This window comes from Flintibacter muris (assembly GCF_943192995.1).
In the GTDB taxonomy this organism is placed as follows: domain Bacteria; phylum Bacillota; class Clostridia; order Oscillospirales; family Oscillospiraceae; genus Lawsonibacter; species Lawsonibacter muris.
Genome location: NZ_CALPCP010000007.1, coordinates 137,473 through 151,094, shown reverse-complemented (window position 1 = coordinate 151,094; position 13,622 = coordinate 137,473). Strand labels below are relative to the sequence as shown.

Genomic DNA, 13,622 nt, shown 5'->3' with positions numbered 1-13,622 from the left:
TTTTGCCGGAAAATTCTGCGTTTTGACCAAAAATTTCGAGGTATTTCGACTTTTTCAACCCTCCACCTCCGTGTCACTCCCCTTGCATCCTGTCGAACGCTTTCGGGTCAGGCACGGCCTTGGACCGGGCAAAAGGTCTTCCAACCTCTATGCGCATTCTAGCAAACCGAATTTTGAAAGTCAACACCTTAGGGGGAAGTGTAACAGAACGGTAACATTGCCGTAACAGACTGTAAGAAGTGTTACAGGGACCCCCCTCGGAGGGGTGAAAACAGCCGTCACCCTGCCGGGTGGCGGCTGTTTTTGTTTCACAGACAGCTACTTCTATTCCAGACCCTCGGCATATGTGTTAAGCAGGGCCTCCAGCTCGTCTGCGGTGTAGGTTCTGTCCGGTTCCCGCTTAATAAGCCGGATTACGTCATAAATAGTCGCTTTCTGGTACATAACCAGCTCTTTCTCAGACGGCATTTCAACAGCCCCTTTCGTATTTTCTATAATTCTATTGTATCCGATTTTTTGAGGCTTGTCAACTCTTTGCCCGCTCCGCCTGATCTTTTTGCGTCCGGCGGTCCACCCGGATCACCAAGGCGGTGCGGTCGTCGGTGGCCTCCTTCAAATCCCGGGTGACCAGCTCCCGGGCCAGGTCTTTGGGGCTCTCCCCGCTGAACCTGGCCAGCCGCTCCCGCAGCCAGCCGTCCTCCGGGCCGGGACACACCCCGTCGCTGATCATCAGCACGCAGTCCCCCGGCGCCAGCCGCAGGGAGAACCGGTCCAGTGCGGCGGGTTCCCCCTCCGCCAGCCCGGCAGGCAGTGATTTTCCGCTGAGCCGCTGGACCTCGCCGCTCTTTTTTATATAGGTAGGGGCCGCTCCCAGCTTGAACAGCTCCCCCTCTCCGGTGAACAGGTCCAGCTGGAGCAGGTCCACGGTGGTAAAGCCGCCTGTCTCCTCCCCCCGCAGGGCCAGGGCGGAGGCCAGGGTGGTCAGCGCCCTTGGGGCCTCCACCCCCGCCTGGAGCAGCTGCTCCAGCAGACGGACTGCCAGGGTACTTTCCCGGTTGGCCTCCGGCCCGCTGCCCATGCCGTCGCATAATAAAAGGTAGAGCTTGCCGTCGTGGCGTTTAAAATAGGTACCCGCGTCGCCGCTTACCGTCTCGCCGGTCTTCTTCCGGGCCGCCACCCCCGCCACCGCCATCAGCGGCTCCTGTTGGATCAGGGAAATGGCTTCCTCCCCCTCCAGCTCCACCCGGAGAGGGACACCCAAAACCGCCGACAGGTCCTTGAGCCGGCTGGGCCGGGCCAGCGCGGCGCACTGGGGCCCCTCCGCTTCCACCCGGAGCAGTCCCCGGCCGTCCTGGTACACTGCGGCCCGCACGTCCAGCTTCCACTCAGACAGCCGCTGCCGCAGGCGGCGGTCACCAATTACGTCGGGAGTGAGCTCCCGGCTCAGCTCGGCGGCCGCCTCACCCAGCAGATCGGACAGCTGGGCGTACTGCCGGCATACCGCCGCCCGGCTCTCCCGAATGCGGGCATTGTACTGCCGGCGGTAAAACAGAGCGGTGAGCTCCTCATTCACCGCCGCCACAAAGTCTGGGAAGTGGATGCACCGGTCGGCAAAGTGGCGGGGAAAATCCCCCTTTTCCGCCCTGCCCCGCTCCACCATGGCGGGGGTTGCGTCGTTCAGGGCGTTGAAGGTGGTGTTGTAGTCCGTTTTCCAGCAGTGGTCCCGCAGGGTGCAGGCCCGGCACTGCCTCCCCGCCGCCCGGTCGAAGACGGTGGCCACATCATTGTCATTGTCCGGCCCCCGAAAGGCGGAGCGGAGGGAGTCACACAGCGTTCGAAAGGCCTGGGCCGTCCGCTCCAGCTTCTGCTGGACCAGCCGCTGGGCCCGGATATCAGCCGCCGTCTCCGGTACGGACCACACACCCAGCCAGCCCAGTACCTTGTCCGGAACAAACAGCGCCAGAGCGCAGGCCCCCACCCCCGCCACCGCCAGCATTGGAATTCCAAAAATCTCCATTGGCGCAATAGCTGTCAGGCAGGCGCACAGCAGGGCCAGCGGTCCCACCCGCCGGGCGGCTGCGGAGGGCCTGTCCCGTCTCCGCCGGGCCATAGGGGCCAGCGCCCCCCGGAAAGCCCAGGCCGCCGCCCCCACCAGGGCGGTCTCCAGCACCAGGTAGACCGCGTTCACCGTCCGCCAGCCCGTCTGGGACTGGACGATAAATCCGGTAAAGGCGGTCAGTCCCCCGGCCACTATGGGCATGGACCAGGGGCGGCGGAGAAGCTTCCAGTCGTAGAACGCGAAGTGGATGGCAAAGGTGAGGATGGCGGCAGATGCGTACCGCAGGCCGGTGGAGAAGTCCAGGGCCGTCAGCGCCCCAAAGCATGCCCCCACCAGCGAGGCTCCGCCAAACAGCCCCGACCCCGCCGCCGCCACAAAGGCCACCCCCAGAGGAGCCCGGTTGCCAAAGACCACCGCCCCGCCCAGTACCGCCGCCAGCAGCAGGTGAATGCCCGCCTCCGCCAGCACCGCCAGGGGCGACACCTGCGTCCGCATGGGCTCCGCCGATTTGGATTGGCCCCGCAGGCCGCTGAGCTTGCTGTAAATGGTTCTGGCTGTCATGCCGGTCTCCTCCTCTGGGGAGCCCGCTCCACAGTCTTCGGACGGGCCCCGGTGTATGTTGGAGCCCATTATATTCCAGTTTCTGGAAATTATGCGTCGAAACCAGTCTGATGTGAAATTTCACCCTTCCTCAAGCGGGAAGGGCCTGATTGTTTTACGGGCTATACTTCGTCATCCAACAGTTGAATAACATCCACATGCCGGATCTGAGCCGGGTCTGATTCCAGGACTTCGCCTGTAAATGTAATAGAGATGTGGTCACCAACGTCTAAATCATTGATAGAAATATCCGTATATCTCCATGTGATCTTTGTCTCCTCCACAATGGAACATGTAAATTTCCCTCTAAAGTTGATGTCATTGACCTCCATACCCGTCACGGCAAACGTGTGATCCCGAATGTCGGTGATTGTGGCATAAAAGGTCTGGGGGGTGAGGGTGGACGCGGACGCCTCTATATGGTCATAGGCCGCTTTATAGCCCACAAAGTAAAACACCCCCGCCAGCGCTATGCTGTAACAAAGTGCGGCAAGCACAATTCCAACCGCTTTTTTTCGCATAAGAATACCTCCTTCTGTATAGCTCTGTTATGAAAGACGCAAAAAATTTGCCAAGGTTCCCCTTGCCCCAGAAAATCTTTCCCCGCTCCAGCCGGGCCCCGCTTAACTTTAGGCTTGTATTTTTCCGTAAAATCGAATACAATGTAAAATATATATATGGGTTCCCCTATCCTGACTGAAAGGAAGGTACTTTCCTATGAAACTGGAAACCGAGCTGGGCGAGATCCGCATCAGCAGCGACGTGTTCACCACCGTCACCGGCAGCGCCGCCACCAACTGCTACGGCGTGAAGGGCATGGCGGTCCGCTCCACCACCGACGGGCTGGTCCACCTGCTGAAGCGGGAGTCCATGTCCAAGGGTGTCAAGGTCTACTACAACGCGGACGGCACCGTCTCCATTGAGCTGCATATTATCGTGGAGAACGGGGTCAACCTAATGGCCGTGTGCCGCTCCATCATGAGCGAGGTGCGCTATGTGGTCAGCAAGACCACCGGGGTAGAGGTAGCCTCGGTGGATGTCTGCGTGGACTCCATGCGCTTCTGATTATTCGCAGAAAGGAAATTTGCCGATATGGTACAAAATATTGACGCGGCGGTCTTTCAGCGGATGATGATTCACGCCCACGCCGCCATCAACGCCCAAAAACAGCCTATCAACGACCTGAACGTGTTCCCCGTCCCTGACGGCGACACGGGTACCAACATGACCCTTACCATCGGGGCCGCCGCCGCCGAGATGCGGAAAAAGCACTACGACACTGTGGGCCAGGCCGCCGGAGGCACCGCCTCCGCCCTGCTCCGGGGCGCCCGGGGCAACTCCGGGGTGATTTTGTCCCTGCTGTTCCGGGGCTTCTCCAAGGCCATCAAGGACAAGGAGACCATGGACGGCCGGGATCTGGCTATCGCCCTGGACTTTGGCGTAGCCGCCGCCTACAAGGCCGTGATGAAGCCCGCCGAGGGCACCATCCTCACCGTCTCCCGTCTGGCAGCCGCCCGTGCCGCCGGTCAGGCCCGGGAGGACGACAGCTTTGAGGGCGTGCTGGAGGCCGCCATCCAGGAGGGGGCGCAGGCCCTGGCCCGCACCATTGACCAGAACCCGGTGCTGAAAAAGGCCGGCGTAGTGGACGCCGGCGGCAAGGGCTTTCTCGTCATTCTCCAGGGCATGCTGGATGAGGTCCGGGGCCTGCCCATGCCTGAGGACGCCGGCGATGGAGCCGTCCCCAACGACAAGGCCGACTTTGAGGCCGTCAGCGTAGAGGACATCACCTTTGCCTTTGACACAGTATTTATCGTGCGCAAATTTAAAGAGGATGTGGACCTGGACCCCTTCCGCAAGTATCTCAACTCCATTGGTGACAGTCTGGTGATCGGCGAGGATGATGAGGCCTTTAAGGTCCATGTCCACACCAACACCCCGGGCAGCGCCCTGAACGAGGCCCAGAAGTACGGCACCTTGGAGCTGGCCAAAATCGAGAACATGCGCACCCAGGCGGAGGACCTGGCCGCCGGCAGGCACGTTCAGAGCACCGACGACCTGGAGGCCATTGAGGCCGAGCTGGAGAAGGGCGCCGCTGGGGAACCGGTCCACGCCCCGCCGGAAAAGAAGTTCGGCTATGTGGCGGTGTGCGCCGGGGCCGGACTGGAGGCCGTCTTCCAGGACCTGGGTGTGGACGGCCTGGTGGGCGGCGGACAGACCATGAACCCCTCCACCCAGGACATCCTCAAGGCCATTGACGCCACCCCGGCGGAGATTGTCTATGTGCTGCCCAACAACAAAAATATCATCATGGCCGCCGAGCAGACCATTCCCCTGTGCGAGGACAAAAAAGTGATTGTCCTGCCCACCAAAACGGTGCCCCAGGGCATCTCTGCCATGCTGTCCGCCGACCCCGACGCGGAGGAGGCTGACAACACCGCCGCTATGACCGATGGCTTTGCCAATGTGCGCACCAGTGAGATCACCTACGCCGCCCGGGACTCCGATTTTGACGGCTTCGCCATCCATCAGGGGGACTACCTGGCCCTGGAGGAGCACCAGCTCTTCGGCACAGACCAGGACCTGAGCACCATTTTGGACCGGCTGGCTAAGTCAGACAGCCACCAGAACGCCGAGTTCATCTCTATCTTCTACGGCGAGGATGTCACCGAGGAGCAGGCCCAGGAGGCAGAAAAAATCTTCGCCGCCGCCTGTCCCAACGCCGAGATCACCATGCTGGCCGGGGGCCAGCCGGTGTATTACTTTATGATTTCCGCAGAATGAGGAAACGCTGCTATGGAGCTTCAAATTATTCCCAAGCAGGGTGCCATCCCTGAATTTGACTCACACGCAATCGCCGTACGGTATATTGAATACGACCACCACTACAGCGGCGATCAAATTACCGAGGAGTTGATCGCAAAAATCCTCAAGCAGATTCCCGCCGGGATTGAGGCCATCCTGTACCTGGACCCGGACGGGGAGGATGATTGGATGGAGGTACTCTGCGACGGCCAATGGCTGGCCCTTGGCTTCTGCGGCGAGTTCGGGCAGAATAACTACTATTCCTACAACCCCTCCTTTGCCGGTGTAACGGAAAAGACTCCGCTGCTAAGCAATGGACAGACCCCTATTGAAAAAGAACTGGCCCTTCAGGATCTTGAGGCGGGTGTAAAAGCGGTGGAATATTTTATTCGGACCGGCGAATTTTACCCGGGGATCGACTGGGGGCATCAGCTGTAAGGTTTACTCCAAGGAGAAACGTCCCAATCCAATCGGATTGGGACGTTTTTTGAATTGTATCGCGTCAGGGAGCGGGGACAACCTCCACGGTGTAGCCCAGGTCTTTCAGGCCCTGGACAATGCCGGTTTTGCCAATCATGTGGCCGGCGCCCACCGTCATAATGCCGGTGTGAGAGCCCTCCTGCTTGAGATAGCGGTCCGCCCAGGCGATCATGTTGGGGTCGCGGCCCTCAAAGAGCTTGGAGTTGAGCTCGTCGGTGGTGTTGGACTGGATAACATCCTTGGGGTAGTCGTTGGCGAAGGCCTCGGTGTCCCGGGTCTTCCACTGCTCCATCCAGCGGCTCACCGCCTCGTCCTGCTCCTTCAGGGCGGCCTCATACGCCGCTTTTTCCTCCTCGCTCAGACCCTCGGCGGCGTCCATCCCCAGGTACATGCTCAGGGTCATAGCCAGATAGTTCTCCTGGTACTCGTTGGACAGGTCGTCAAAGATCTTGCCCTGGAAGGCGTAGGTCTCAATGCCCTCCACCTGGATGCCCAGGTTGCTGGCCTTGGCGCTGACATACAGGTCGAGCGCCATAGCGTTTTCGCTGGAGGTGTCGTCGGTCATAGACAGGGCGGTAAAGGTGTTGGCCAGCGCCCAGGGCTTGTAGTTGGCAATCTGCTCCTCGGGCATGCCCAAGGGGGCCAGGGCCTCCACCACCTCCTGATAGAGCTCCGGGTCGATGTGGTCCTTCAGGGTGGTGCCGTCGGAATACATCTGCATGGCGGTGAACTCGTCGATGCCCTCCTGGTTGTTGAAGTCCAGCTCAAAGGCGGCCAGCTCGGCGCCGGTGATAATGTCCCGCAGCTGCTTGTGGAAGGGGTAGAGGTTGTTCCGGTCGGTGTGGATGGAGCCCAGCAGATACAGGGTATTGCCGTTGCCCTCCGCCTTCCACAAAAGCCCAAGGGAGCCGGCGTTCTGCTGGTCATACAGGGCCAGGATCATCCGTTCGGCAAAGCAGGCAGCCTCCAGCAGGGTGCAGGGCCGGTCCAGGGCCAGGTCGGAGCCGCTGCCGTGGATCACGCCCAGGGAGGACAGAAACTCCACCGGCCCGGCGTCAATGCCCGCAAAGGCGTAGGGAAGGGCTTCCATGTACAGGGCGTTGAGCACGCCGCCCCGGGTGGTGTCAATCACAAAGGAGCCGGCATTGGAGCGCTGCTCCACCTCCAGCAGGACCAGCTTGTCGGCGGCCACCTTGGTCATCTTGTCCAGCTGCTCCTGGGTAACGGGCTTGCTGTGGTCGGTGTAGATCTCGTCCCCCACCAGACCCATGGCGTAGATGTCGGCCACCTCGCCGTAGGCCCAGGCGGGAATGGGCTCGGCCTGGACCTCCTCTGCGGCCAGCACCGGGATGGTACTCCCCAGCAGACCCAGGGCCAGCAGCAGGGTAAGTAACTTCTTCATCAGTCATCATCCTTTCCTGGGACAGCGCCCAGTTTCTGTTGTATATTGTAGCACGGGACAGGCAGAAGTCAAATGAAAATTTTCTCAAGCCCGCCACCCAAAGATAGCACGTTCCAGCGCAAAAGTCAATCACAATCTGCATTGAATTTTCAACGCAGATTGTGGCATGGATTAAATATGCAAATTCACACTATAATGTACTCAAAAACAGTGAGAAGTGAGACATTATGGAAAAATTTATCGTCACCCCCCGGGAGGACAAAACCGTTACCATGACCATCCGCATTGACCGGGCCCTCCAGGAGCGGTACAACGACCTCTCCGCCCGGACCAACCGCTCCCGGAACGAGCTGATTGGTATGGCCCTGCAATACGCTCTGGACCATATGGAGCTGAAAACCACCTCCGAGTAGGGACTGCTACAGCCCCAGCCACCGGGCCAGGTCCCACAGGTCGGGAGAGATGTGGTCAGGACTGAAGCTTCCGCCGGGGTGGTGCCGCCCAGAACGGCGGCAAAATGGGTCCCGGCGCCTCGGGCCGCTCCGGCATCCATCACCGTGTCGCCGCAGAACAGGGCGTGCTCCGGCCTGACCCCCAGCCGGTCCAGGGCCAGCAGCAGCCCCTCCGGGTCGGGCTTGTGGCGGGTCACATCGGCGCTGCCCACCACCAGATCTACCGTATCCGCCAGCCCCAGCCGGTCCAGGATGATTTCAATGGTATCCCCCCGCTTGGTGCTGACAATGGCAGCCTTAATCCCCCGGGCATGCAGTCCCCGCAGCAGCTCCTCCCCGCCGGGGAGCAGGACGGTCTCCCGCTGCTGCCGCTCCGTCGCCACGTCGGAAAACAGGCTCCGGAACTGGGCCTGGTGCTCCGGGTTGAGGTCCCCAGTGAGCATGGAATAGGAGTCCTCCAGCAGAAAGCCCACCGTTTTGCGCACCGTCTCCCGGTCGGGGGCGGGCCAGCCCAGGCTGGTCAGCGCGTGCTGAAACCCGGCCACAATAGAGTCGGTGCAGTCCCCCAGTGTGTAATCAAAATCAAAACATACCGCTTTGAACATAAGATCCCTCCTTATTTTGCGCTATTATAATACCACAGGAAAGTATTTGCCGCAACTGTTTGACCTGGCCCCTCAAATCCTGTATAATAAGCACAAAGACCCTGCCGGAAGCAAGGAGGAACATCATGAAAAAAACCGATCTGAAATACAGCGCCTACATCAGCATTCTGGAGGAGGAGCTGGTGCCCGCCATGGGCTGTACCGAGCCTATCGCCATTGCCTACGCCGCCGCCAAGGGCCGGGAGGTGCTGGGCGCACTGCCCGACGAAATTGTTGTGGAGGCCAGCGGCAATATCATCAAAAATGTAAAGAGCGTTGTGGTGCCCAACACCGGCGGACTCCACGGCATTGAGGCGGCCGCCGCCGCCGGCGTGGTGGCCGGCCGGGCCGAACTGCTGCTGGAGGTTATCTCCCAGGTTACCGACAAGCAGCGGGGAGAGATGCGCACCTACTTAAAAGAGCACCCCGTCCGGGTGGAGTTTCTGGACGGCGATCTGGTCTTTGACATCCGCCTCACCCTGCGCAGGGGGGACGACACGGCCCAGGTCCGAATCGCCAACTACCACACCAACATTGTCCACACGGAGCGCAGCGGCCAGGTACTGCTGGACCTGCCTGTGGAGGCGGACGACGAGAGCGGCCTTACCGACCGCACCCTGCTTTCCATGGCGGACATCTACGATTTTGCCCAGACGGTGGACATTGCCGACATAAAGCAGCTGCTGGACCGCCAGATTTCATGCAATATGGCTATCGCTCAGGAGGGCCTGACCCACAGCTATGGGGCCAACATTGGCCAGGTGATTCGGGCCTCCTCCCGTCCCGACGATCTCATTGCCAAGGCCAAGTCCGCCGCCGCCGCCGGGTCGGATGCCCGGATGGGGGGCTGCGAGATGCCCGTCATCATCAACTCGGGCAGCGGCAACCAGGGCATGACCGCCTCGGTGCCGGTTATTGTCTACGCCCGCGAGACGGGCGCAAGCGAAGAAAAGCTCTACCGGGCGCTGGCGCTGTCCAATTTGATTACCATCCACCAGAAGACCCGCATTGGCCGGCTGTCCGCCTACTGCGGCGCGGTGAGCGCCGGGGCGGCGGCGGGGGCGGGTATCGCCTATCTGGACGACGGCGGCTATGAGGAGGTCATCCACACCGTGGTCAACGCCCTGGCCATTGTGTCCGGCATGATCTGCGATGGGGCCAAGGCCTCCTGCGCCGGAAAAATCGCCGCCGCTATCGACGCCGGTGTGCTGGGCTACCGCATGTACCAGCAGGGCCAGCAGTTCTACGGCGGAGACGGCATCCTCTCCCACGGCGTGGAAAAGACCCTGGACAACGTGGGCCGCCTGGGCAAAATCGGTATGCGCTCCACCGACAAGGAAATTTTGCAGATTATGCTGCAAAGCTGACAGCAGGCCCCCGGCTCTCGCCGGGGGCCCGCTTGTATTTTCAGTGGTTTGCCATCTCATAAATGTTCAGGAAGTCCGCCTCGTAGAGCACCTTAGCGGCGCCCTTTTGGCCGCCGCAGGCAATGTGGAACATGTGGGCCATCTTTTCCAGCTGCTCCCGGGTGGGAGAGATGCCCAGCTCAGAGAAGCAGGTGGGCATGTCAATAGAGCGGTAGAAATCCTCCATGGCCTCAATGCCCTTCAGGGCTGTCTCCTCGTCTGTGCCCCCAGGCTCCGCTCCCATTACGTTAACGGCAAAGCGGACAAACCGGTCCAGGCAGTCCCGGTACACGTACCTTGCCCAGCTGCCCCAGATGGCGGCCAGCCCCGCGCCGTGGGTCACGTCAAACATACCGCCCATCTCGTGCTCCAGGCCGTGGGGGGTCCAGTCGCCGCCGTCGCTGCCGCAGCCGGTGAGGTTGTTGTGGGACAGACTGCCCGCCCACATAATCTCCGCCCGGGCATTGTAATTTTGGGGGTCCTTATGGAGAATTTCAGCGTTTGTCATCACCGTGCGCATCAGCCCCTCGGCAATGCTGTCGGTAATCTCCATGGTGCCGTTGGGGGTAAAGTACCGCTCCATGGTGTGCATCAGGATATCCACGCAGCCGCTGGCTGTCTGGTAGGGGGGCAGGGTCATGGTCAGCTCAGGATTCATAATGGCAAACCTGGGCCGGCAAATGTCGTCGTTATAGCCCCGCTTTACGCCGCCCTCATCTTTGGTAATCACGCTGCTGTTGCTCATCTCGCTGCCCGCGGCGGCAATGGTCAGCACCGCGCCCACAGGCAGGCAGGCCTTGGCCTTCCGGGCCCGGTCATACAGCTCCCACACGTCGGCGTCCTCCGCCAGGCCGTAGGCAATGGCCTTGGAGGAGTCGATCACGCTGCCGCCGCCTACCGCCAAGACAAAGTCCACACCCTCCTTTTTAGAAAGCTCAATCCCCTGATACACCAGGGACAGCCTGGGGTTGGGCACCACACCCCCCAGCTCCACATACGACACGCCCTCCCGGTCCAGCGAGGTTTTGATCCGCTCCAGCAGTCCGGACCGGACTACACTGCCGCCGCCGTAGTGGATGAGCACCTTTTTGCAGTTCTGGGCCTTGACCAGCGCGCCGGTCTGCTCCTCCGCGCCCTTGCCGAAGACCACCATGGTGGGGGTATAATAGGTAAAATGAAACATATTGTGTCCTCCTGTTGTTGATGGGGATATTATACCATTAAAACCAGCTCTCTACAAGGGGCTTGCGGCGGATGAACTTATGAAGTACAATAGAAAAAACGCCACAGGGGTGAGGTCTGCATGAAGACTATCGCGGTCATTGATGACGACATCCATATCGGCAATCTTCTGGAGGAGCTGCTCCAGCGGGAGGGCTACGCCGTCCTGCGGGCCTACTCCGGGACGGAGGCGGTGCTCCTTCTGGAGCGGAACCGGCCTGATCTGGTGCTGCTGGACCTGATGCTGCCCGGCCTGTCCGGTGAGGAAGTGCTGACTAAAATCAGCGGCGTGCCGGTGATGGTGGTCAGCGCGAAGGTAGGGGTGGACGACAAGGTAAAGCTGCTTTTAAACGGGGCGGCGGACTACATCACCAAGCCCTTTGACACCCGGGAGCTGCTGGCCCGGGTCGCCGTCCGCCTGCGGGACAGCTCCGCCCCCGGCCTGGCCCCCGTGCTGGAGACCGGTCCCCTGCGCCTGGACCAGACCGCCCACGCCGTCACGGCGGACGGCGTCCCTGTCCGGCTGACCAAGACGGAGTACGCCATTTTAAAGCTGTTCCTCCAGAACCCCGGGCAGGTGATTGCCAAGTCGGTCATTCTGGACCGCATCTCCGCCGACACTCCCGACTGCACCGAGAGCTCCCTGAAAATCCACGTCAGCAACCTGCGCAAAAAGCTGCGGGATGTGACCGGCCAGGATCATATCGAGTCGGTGTGGGGGATCGGCTTTAAGCTGAACGGATAAAACCTTTCCCAATTCTTTACCCTTTTCTTATCCGCCCTCTTTACCCTTTGGGGGTAGACTGGGGCCACTCAAGAAAAGGAGGTTCTTTCTATGGACTATATTCTCACCGCCGATGGCCTTTGGAAATCCTACAAGGGGTTTCACGCCCTGAGCGGTCTCAACATGCACGTGCCCAAGGGGGGCATCTACGGCCTGGTGGGCCGGAACGGTGCGGGCAAGACCACCCTGATCCGCCTGATCTGCGGCTTACAGGCCCCCACCTCGGGCGGATACACCCTCTTCGGCCTGGACAGCAGGGACAAGGGCATCCACAAGGCCCGCCGCCGCATAGGTGCGGTGGTGGAGACCCCCTCCATCTACCTGGACCTGTCCGCCGCTGACAACATCAAGGAGCAGTACCGGGTGCTGGGCATCCCATCGGACGACGGCGCGGCCGGCCTGCTGGAGCTGGTAGGCCTGTCCGGCACGGGCAAAAAGAAGGCCCGGAATTTTTCCCTGGGCATGCGCCAGCGGCTGGGCATCGCCATCGCCCTGGCCGGCGCCCCGGACCTTCTGGTGCTGGACGAGCCGGTAAACGGCCTGGACCCCCAGGGCATCATTGAGACCAGGGAGCTGATTTTAAGGCTGAACCGGGAGCGGCAGATTACCGTCCTCATCTCCAGCCACATTCTGGACGAATTGTCCCGTCTGGCCACCCACTACGGCTTTATCGACGGCGGCCGCATGGTAAAGGAAATCAGCGCCCACGAGCTGGAGGCCGCATGCAGAAAGTGCCTGCGGGTGGAGGTCACCGACACCCGCGTCCTGGCCCGGGTGCTGGACAGCATGGGCATCGAGTACAAAATCCTGTCCGAGGGCAAGGCTGATATCTTCGCCCAGCCGGTGATCTCCCAGCTCTCCGCCGCGCTGGACAAGGAGGGCTGTCAGCTCCTCTCCGCCCAGGAGCGGGACGAGAGTTTGGAGAGCTACTTCATCAACCTGGTGGGAGGTGGTCCTCGTGACTAACCTGCTGTCCGCCAACCTGTTCCGCCTGAGAAAGAGCATCCTGTTCTGGGTGACCCTGCTGCTGTGCGCCGCCGCCGGGGCCTGGCAGCCCCTCCAGACCTATCTGGAATACCAGCGAAAATTCCCCCTGGACTCTATCTTCTTTGTCTACGCCATGCTCATCGGCCTGCTGCTGTCCGTCTTTCTCTCCCTGTTCTTCGGTTCAGAGTACAGCGACGGAACCATCCGCAACAAGCTGGCCGCGGGCCATACCCGGCTGTCCGTCTACCTGGCCAATCTGATCACCGCCGTGTTCGCTGCCCTCATCTTCTGCGGCGGGTATATTCTGTGTACCCTGGCGGTGGGGGTCCCCCTGCTGGGTGGGCCCAAGGCCCCCGGCCCGCTGCTGACCAGCCTGATCCTCTCCCTGCTCATGGCGGCGGCCTGGTGCGCCATATTCACCCTGGTCATCATGAATTTCAGCCGCAAGGCCGCCTCGGCGGTGTGCTGTATGCTGCTGTTCCTGCTGATTTTCGGTACCGCGCTTACGGTCTATCAGGTGCTGGAGGCCCCGGAGTTTTACCCGTCCCTTCAGCTGGTGGACGGAGAGATGGTGTCGGAGATGGTACGCAATCCCCGCTATCTCCAGCCGGACGAGCGAAAAATCTATGAGCTCCTGCTGGACCTGAACCCGGTGGGGCAGGCCGTTCAGTTCACCGACGGCACCGTCACCCGCCCCGTCCAGATGGCCCTGTGCTCCATGGGCGTATTCGCCGTAACCACCGCCGCCGGGCTGGCCCTGTTCCGGCAAAAAGACCTGAAATGAG

General features: G+C 61.0%; 13 protein-coding genes. 7 read left to right on the top strand and 6 right to left on the bottom strand.

Annotated elements, in window-relative coordinates; translation table 11 throughout:
- Window positions 1-324: 324 nt before the first annotated feature.
- The 3 genes from NFS22_RS08610 to NFS22_RS08600 form a co-directional block, all read right to left on the bottom strand.
- Window positions 325-468 (bottom strand): hypothetical protein, encoded by a 144-nt coding sequence (locus tag NFS22_RS08610; RefSeq protein ID WP_251317313.1) that lies wholly within the window; start codon window positions 466-468, stop codon window positions 325-327.
- Between the two features lie 58 nt (window positions 469-526).
- Entirely contained in the window at window positions 527-2,620 is a 2,094-nt protein-coding gene (locus NFS22_RS08605; protein WP_251317312.1) for a SpoIIE family protein phosphatase, read from the bottom strand.
- Between the two features lie 161 nt (window positions 2,621-2,781).
- On the bottom strand, window positions 2,782-3,180 hold the full coding sequence (locus tag NFS22_RS08600) for a DUF3221 domain-containing protein (protein ID WP_251317311.1): 399 nt from the start codon (window positions 3,178-3,180) through the stop codon (window positions 2,782-2,784).
- A gap of 196 nt (window positions 3,181-3,376) precedes the next feature.
- Here NFS22_RS08600 and NFS22_RS08595 point away from each other — a divergent pair, with 196 nt between their 5' ends.
- The 3 genes from NFS22_RS08595 to NFS22_RS08585 are packed head-to-tail and all read left to right on the top strand — an operon-like array spanning window position 3,377 to window position 5,899.
- Window positions 3,377-3,724 (top strand): Asp23/Gls24 family envelope stress response protein, encoded by a 348-nt coding sequence (locus tag NFS22_RS08595; protein WP_251317310.1) that lies wholly within the window; start codon window positions 3,377-3,379, stop codon window positions 3,722-3,724.
- Window positions 3,725-3,751: 27 nt separating this feature from the next.
- Window positions 3,752-5,440, top strand: a complete 1,689-nt coding sequence (locus tag NFS22_RS08590; protein WP_251317309.1) for a DAK2 domain-containing protein — start codon at window positions 3,752-3,754, stop codon at window positions 5,438-5,440.
- Window positions 5,441-5,452: 12 nt separating this feature from the next.
- Window positions 5,453-5,899, top strand: coding sequence for a hypothetical protein (locus NFS22_RS08585; RefSeq protein ID WP_251317308.1), 447 nt, complete (start codon window positions 5,453-5,455; stop codon window positions 5,897-5,899).
- 64 nt (window positions 5,900-5,963) lie between these two features.
- Here the strand turns inward: NFS22_RS08585 and NFS22_RS08580 are convergent, their stop codons facing one another.
- On the bottom strand, window positions 5,964-7,343 hold the full coding sequence (locus tag NFS22_RS08580; RefSeq protein ID WP_251317307.1) for a TraB/GumN family protein: 1,380 nt from the start codon (window positions 7,341-7,343) through the stop codon (window positions 5,964-5,966).
- A 190-nt stretch (window positions 7,344-7,533) separates the two neighbouring features.
- Window positions 7,534-8,400 (bottom strand): HAD family hydrolase, encoded by an 867-nt coding sequence (locus NFS22_RS08575; RefSeq protein WP_251317306.1) that lies wholly within the window; start codon window positions 8,398-8,400, stop codon window positions 7,534-7,536.
- A 125-nt stretch (window positions 8,401-8,525) separates the two neighbouring features.
- Between NFS22_RS08575 and NFS22_RS08570 the strand changes: the two genes are divergently transcribed.
- The gene (locus NFS22_RS08570) at window positions 8,526-9,806 is read left to right on the top strand and encodes an L-cysteine desulfidase family protein (RefSeq protein WP_251317305.1); all 1,281 of its coding nucleotides are present in this window, start codon (window positions 8,526-8,528) and stop codon (window positions 9,804-9,806) included.
- Window positions 9,807-9,846: 40 nt separating this feature from the next.
- Here NFS22_RS08570 and NFS22_RS08565 read toward each other — a convergent pair whose 3' ends face one another.
- Window positions 9,847-11,028 carry an iron-containing alcohol dehydrogenase gene (locus tag NFS22_RS08565; protein ID WP_251317304.1) on the bottom strand — a complete coding sequence of 394 codons (1,182 nt, stop codon included), beginning with the start codon at window positions 11,026-11,028 and terminating at the stop codon, window positions 9,847-9,849.
- Between the two features lie 120 nt (window positions 11,029-11,148).
- On the opposite strand from NFS22_RS08565, the gene NFS22_RS08560 reads away from it, so the two are divergent.
- The 3 genes from NFS22_RS08560 to NFS22_RS08550 all read left to right on the top strand — a co-directional run bounded on the left by NFS22_RS08560 (window position 11,149) and on the right by NFS22_RS08550 (window position 13,621).
- Window positions 11,149-11,811, top strand: a complete 663-nt coding sequence (locus tag NFS22_RS08560) for a response regulator transcription factor (RefSeq protein ID WP_251317303.1) — start codon at window positions 11,149-11,151, stop codon at window positions 11,809-11,811.
- 90 nt (window positions 11,812-11,901) lie between these two features.
- Window positions 11,902-12,816: an ABC transporter ATP-binding protein gene (locus NFS22_RS08555; RefSeq protein WP_251317302.1), complete on the top strand. Its 915-nt coding sequence runs from the start codon at window positions 11,902-11,904 to the stop codon at window positions 12,814-12,816.
- Window positions 12,809-13,621, top strand: a complete 813-nt coding sequence (locus NFS22_RS08550) for an ABC-2 transporter permease (RefSeq protein ID WP_251317301.1) — start codon at window positions 12,809-12,811, stop codon at window positions 13,619-13,621. Before NFS22_RS08555 ends, NFS22_RS08550 begins: the two co-directional genes overlap by 8 nt.
- The last annotated feature ends 1 nt before the right edge of the window (window position 13,622 follow it).

Bases quoted from the DNA above. Each gene is read 5' to 3' on its own strand.
- NFS22_RS08590 (WP_251317309.1), top strand. From the start codon at position 3,752: ATGGTACAAAATATTGACGCGGCGGTCTTTCAGCGGATGATGATTCAC.
- NFS22_RS08595 (WP_251317310.1), top strand. From the start codon at position 3,377: ATGAAACTGGAAACCGAGCTGGGCGAGATCCGCATCAGCAGCGACGTG.
- NFS22_RS08610 (WP_251317313.1), bottom strand. From the start codon at position 468: ATGCCGTCTGAGAAAGAGCTGGTTATGTACCAGAAAGCGACTATTTAT.
- NFS22_RS08565 (WP_251317304.1), bottom strand. From the start codon at position 11,028: ATGTTTCATTTTACCTATTATACCCCCACCATGGTGGTCTTCGGCAAG.
- NFS22_RS08585 (WP_251317308.1), top strand. From the start codon at position 5,453: ATGGAGCTTCAAATTATTCCCAAGCAGGGTGCCATCCCTGAATTTGAC.
- NFS22_RS08605 (WP_251317312.1), bottom strand. From the start codon at position 2,620: ATGACAGCCAGAACCATTTACAGCAAGCTCAGCGGCCTGCGGGGCCAA.
- NFS22_RS08575 (WP_251317306.1), bottom strand. From the start codon at position 8,400: ATGTTCAAAGCGGTATGTTTTGATTTTGATTACACACTGGGGGACTGC.
- NFS22_RS08555 (WP_251317302.1), top strand. From the start codon at position 11,902: ATGGACTATATTCTCACCGCCGATGGCCTTTGGAAATCCTACAAGGGG.
- NFS22_RS08580 (WP_251317307.1), bottom strand. From the start codon at position 7,343: ATGAAGAAGTTACTTACCCTGCTGCTGGCCCTGGGTCTGCTGGGGAGT.
- NFS22_RS08600 (WP_251317311.1), bottom strand. From the start codon at position 3,180: ATGCGAAAAAAAGCGGTTGGAATTGTGCTTGCCGCACTTTGTTACAGC.
- NFS22_RS08570 (WP_251317305.1), top strand. From the start codon at position 8,526: ATGAAAAAAACCGATCTGAAATACAGCGCCTACATCAGCATTCTGGAG.
- NFS22_RS08560 (WP_251317303.1), top strand. From the start codon at position 11,149: ATGAAGACTATCGCGGTCATTGATGACGACATCCATATCGGCAATCTT.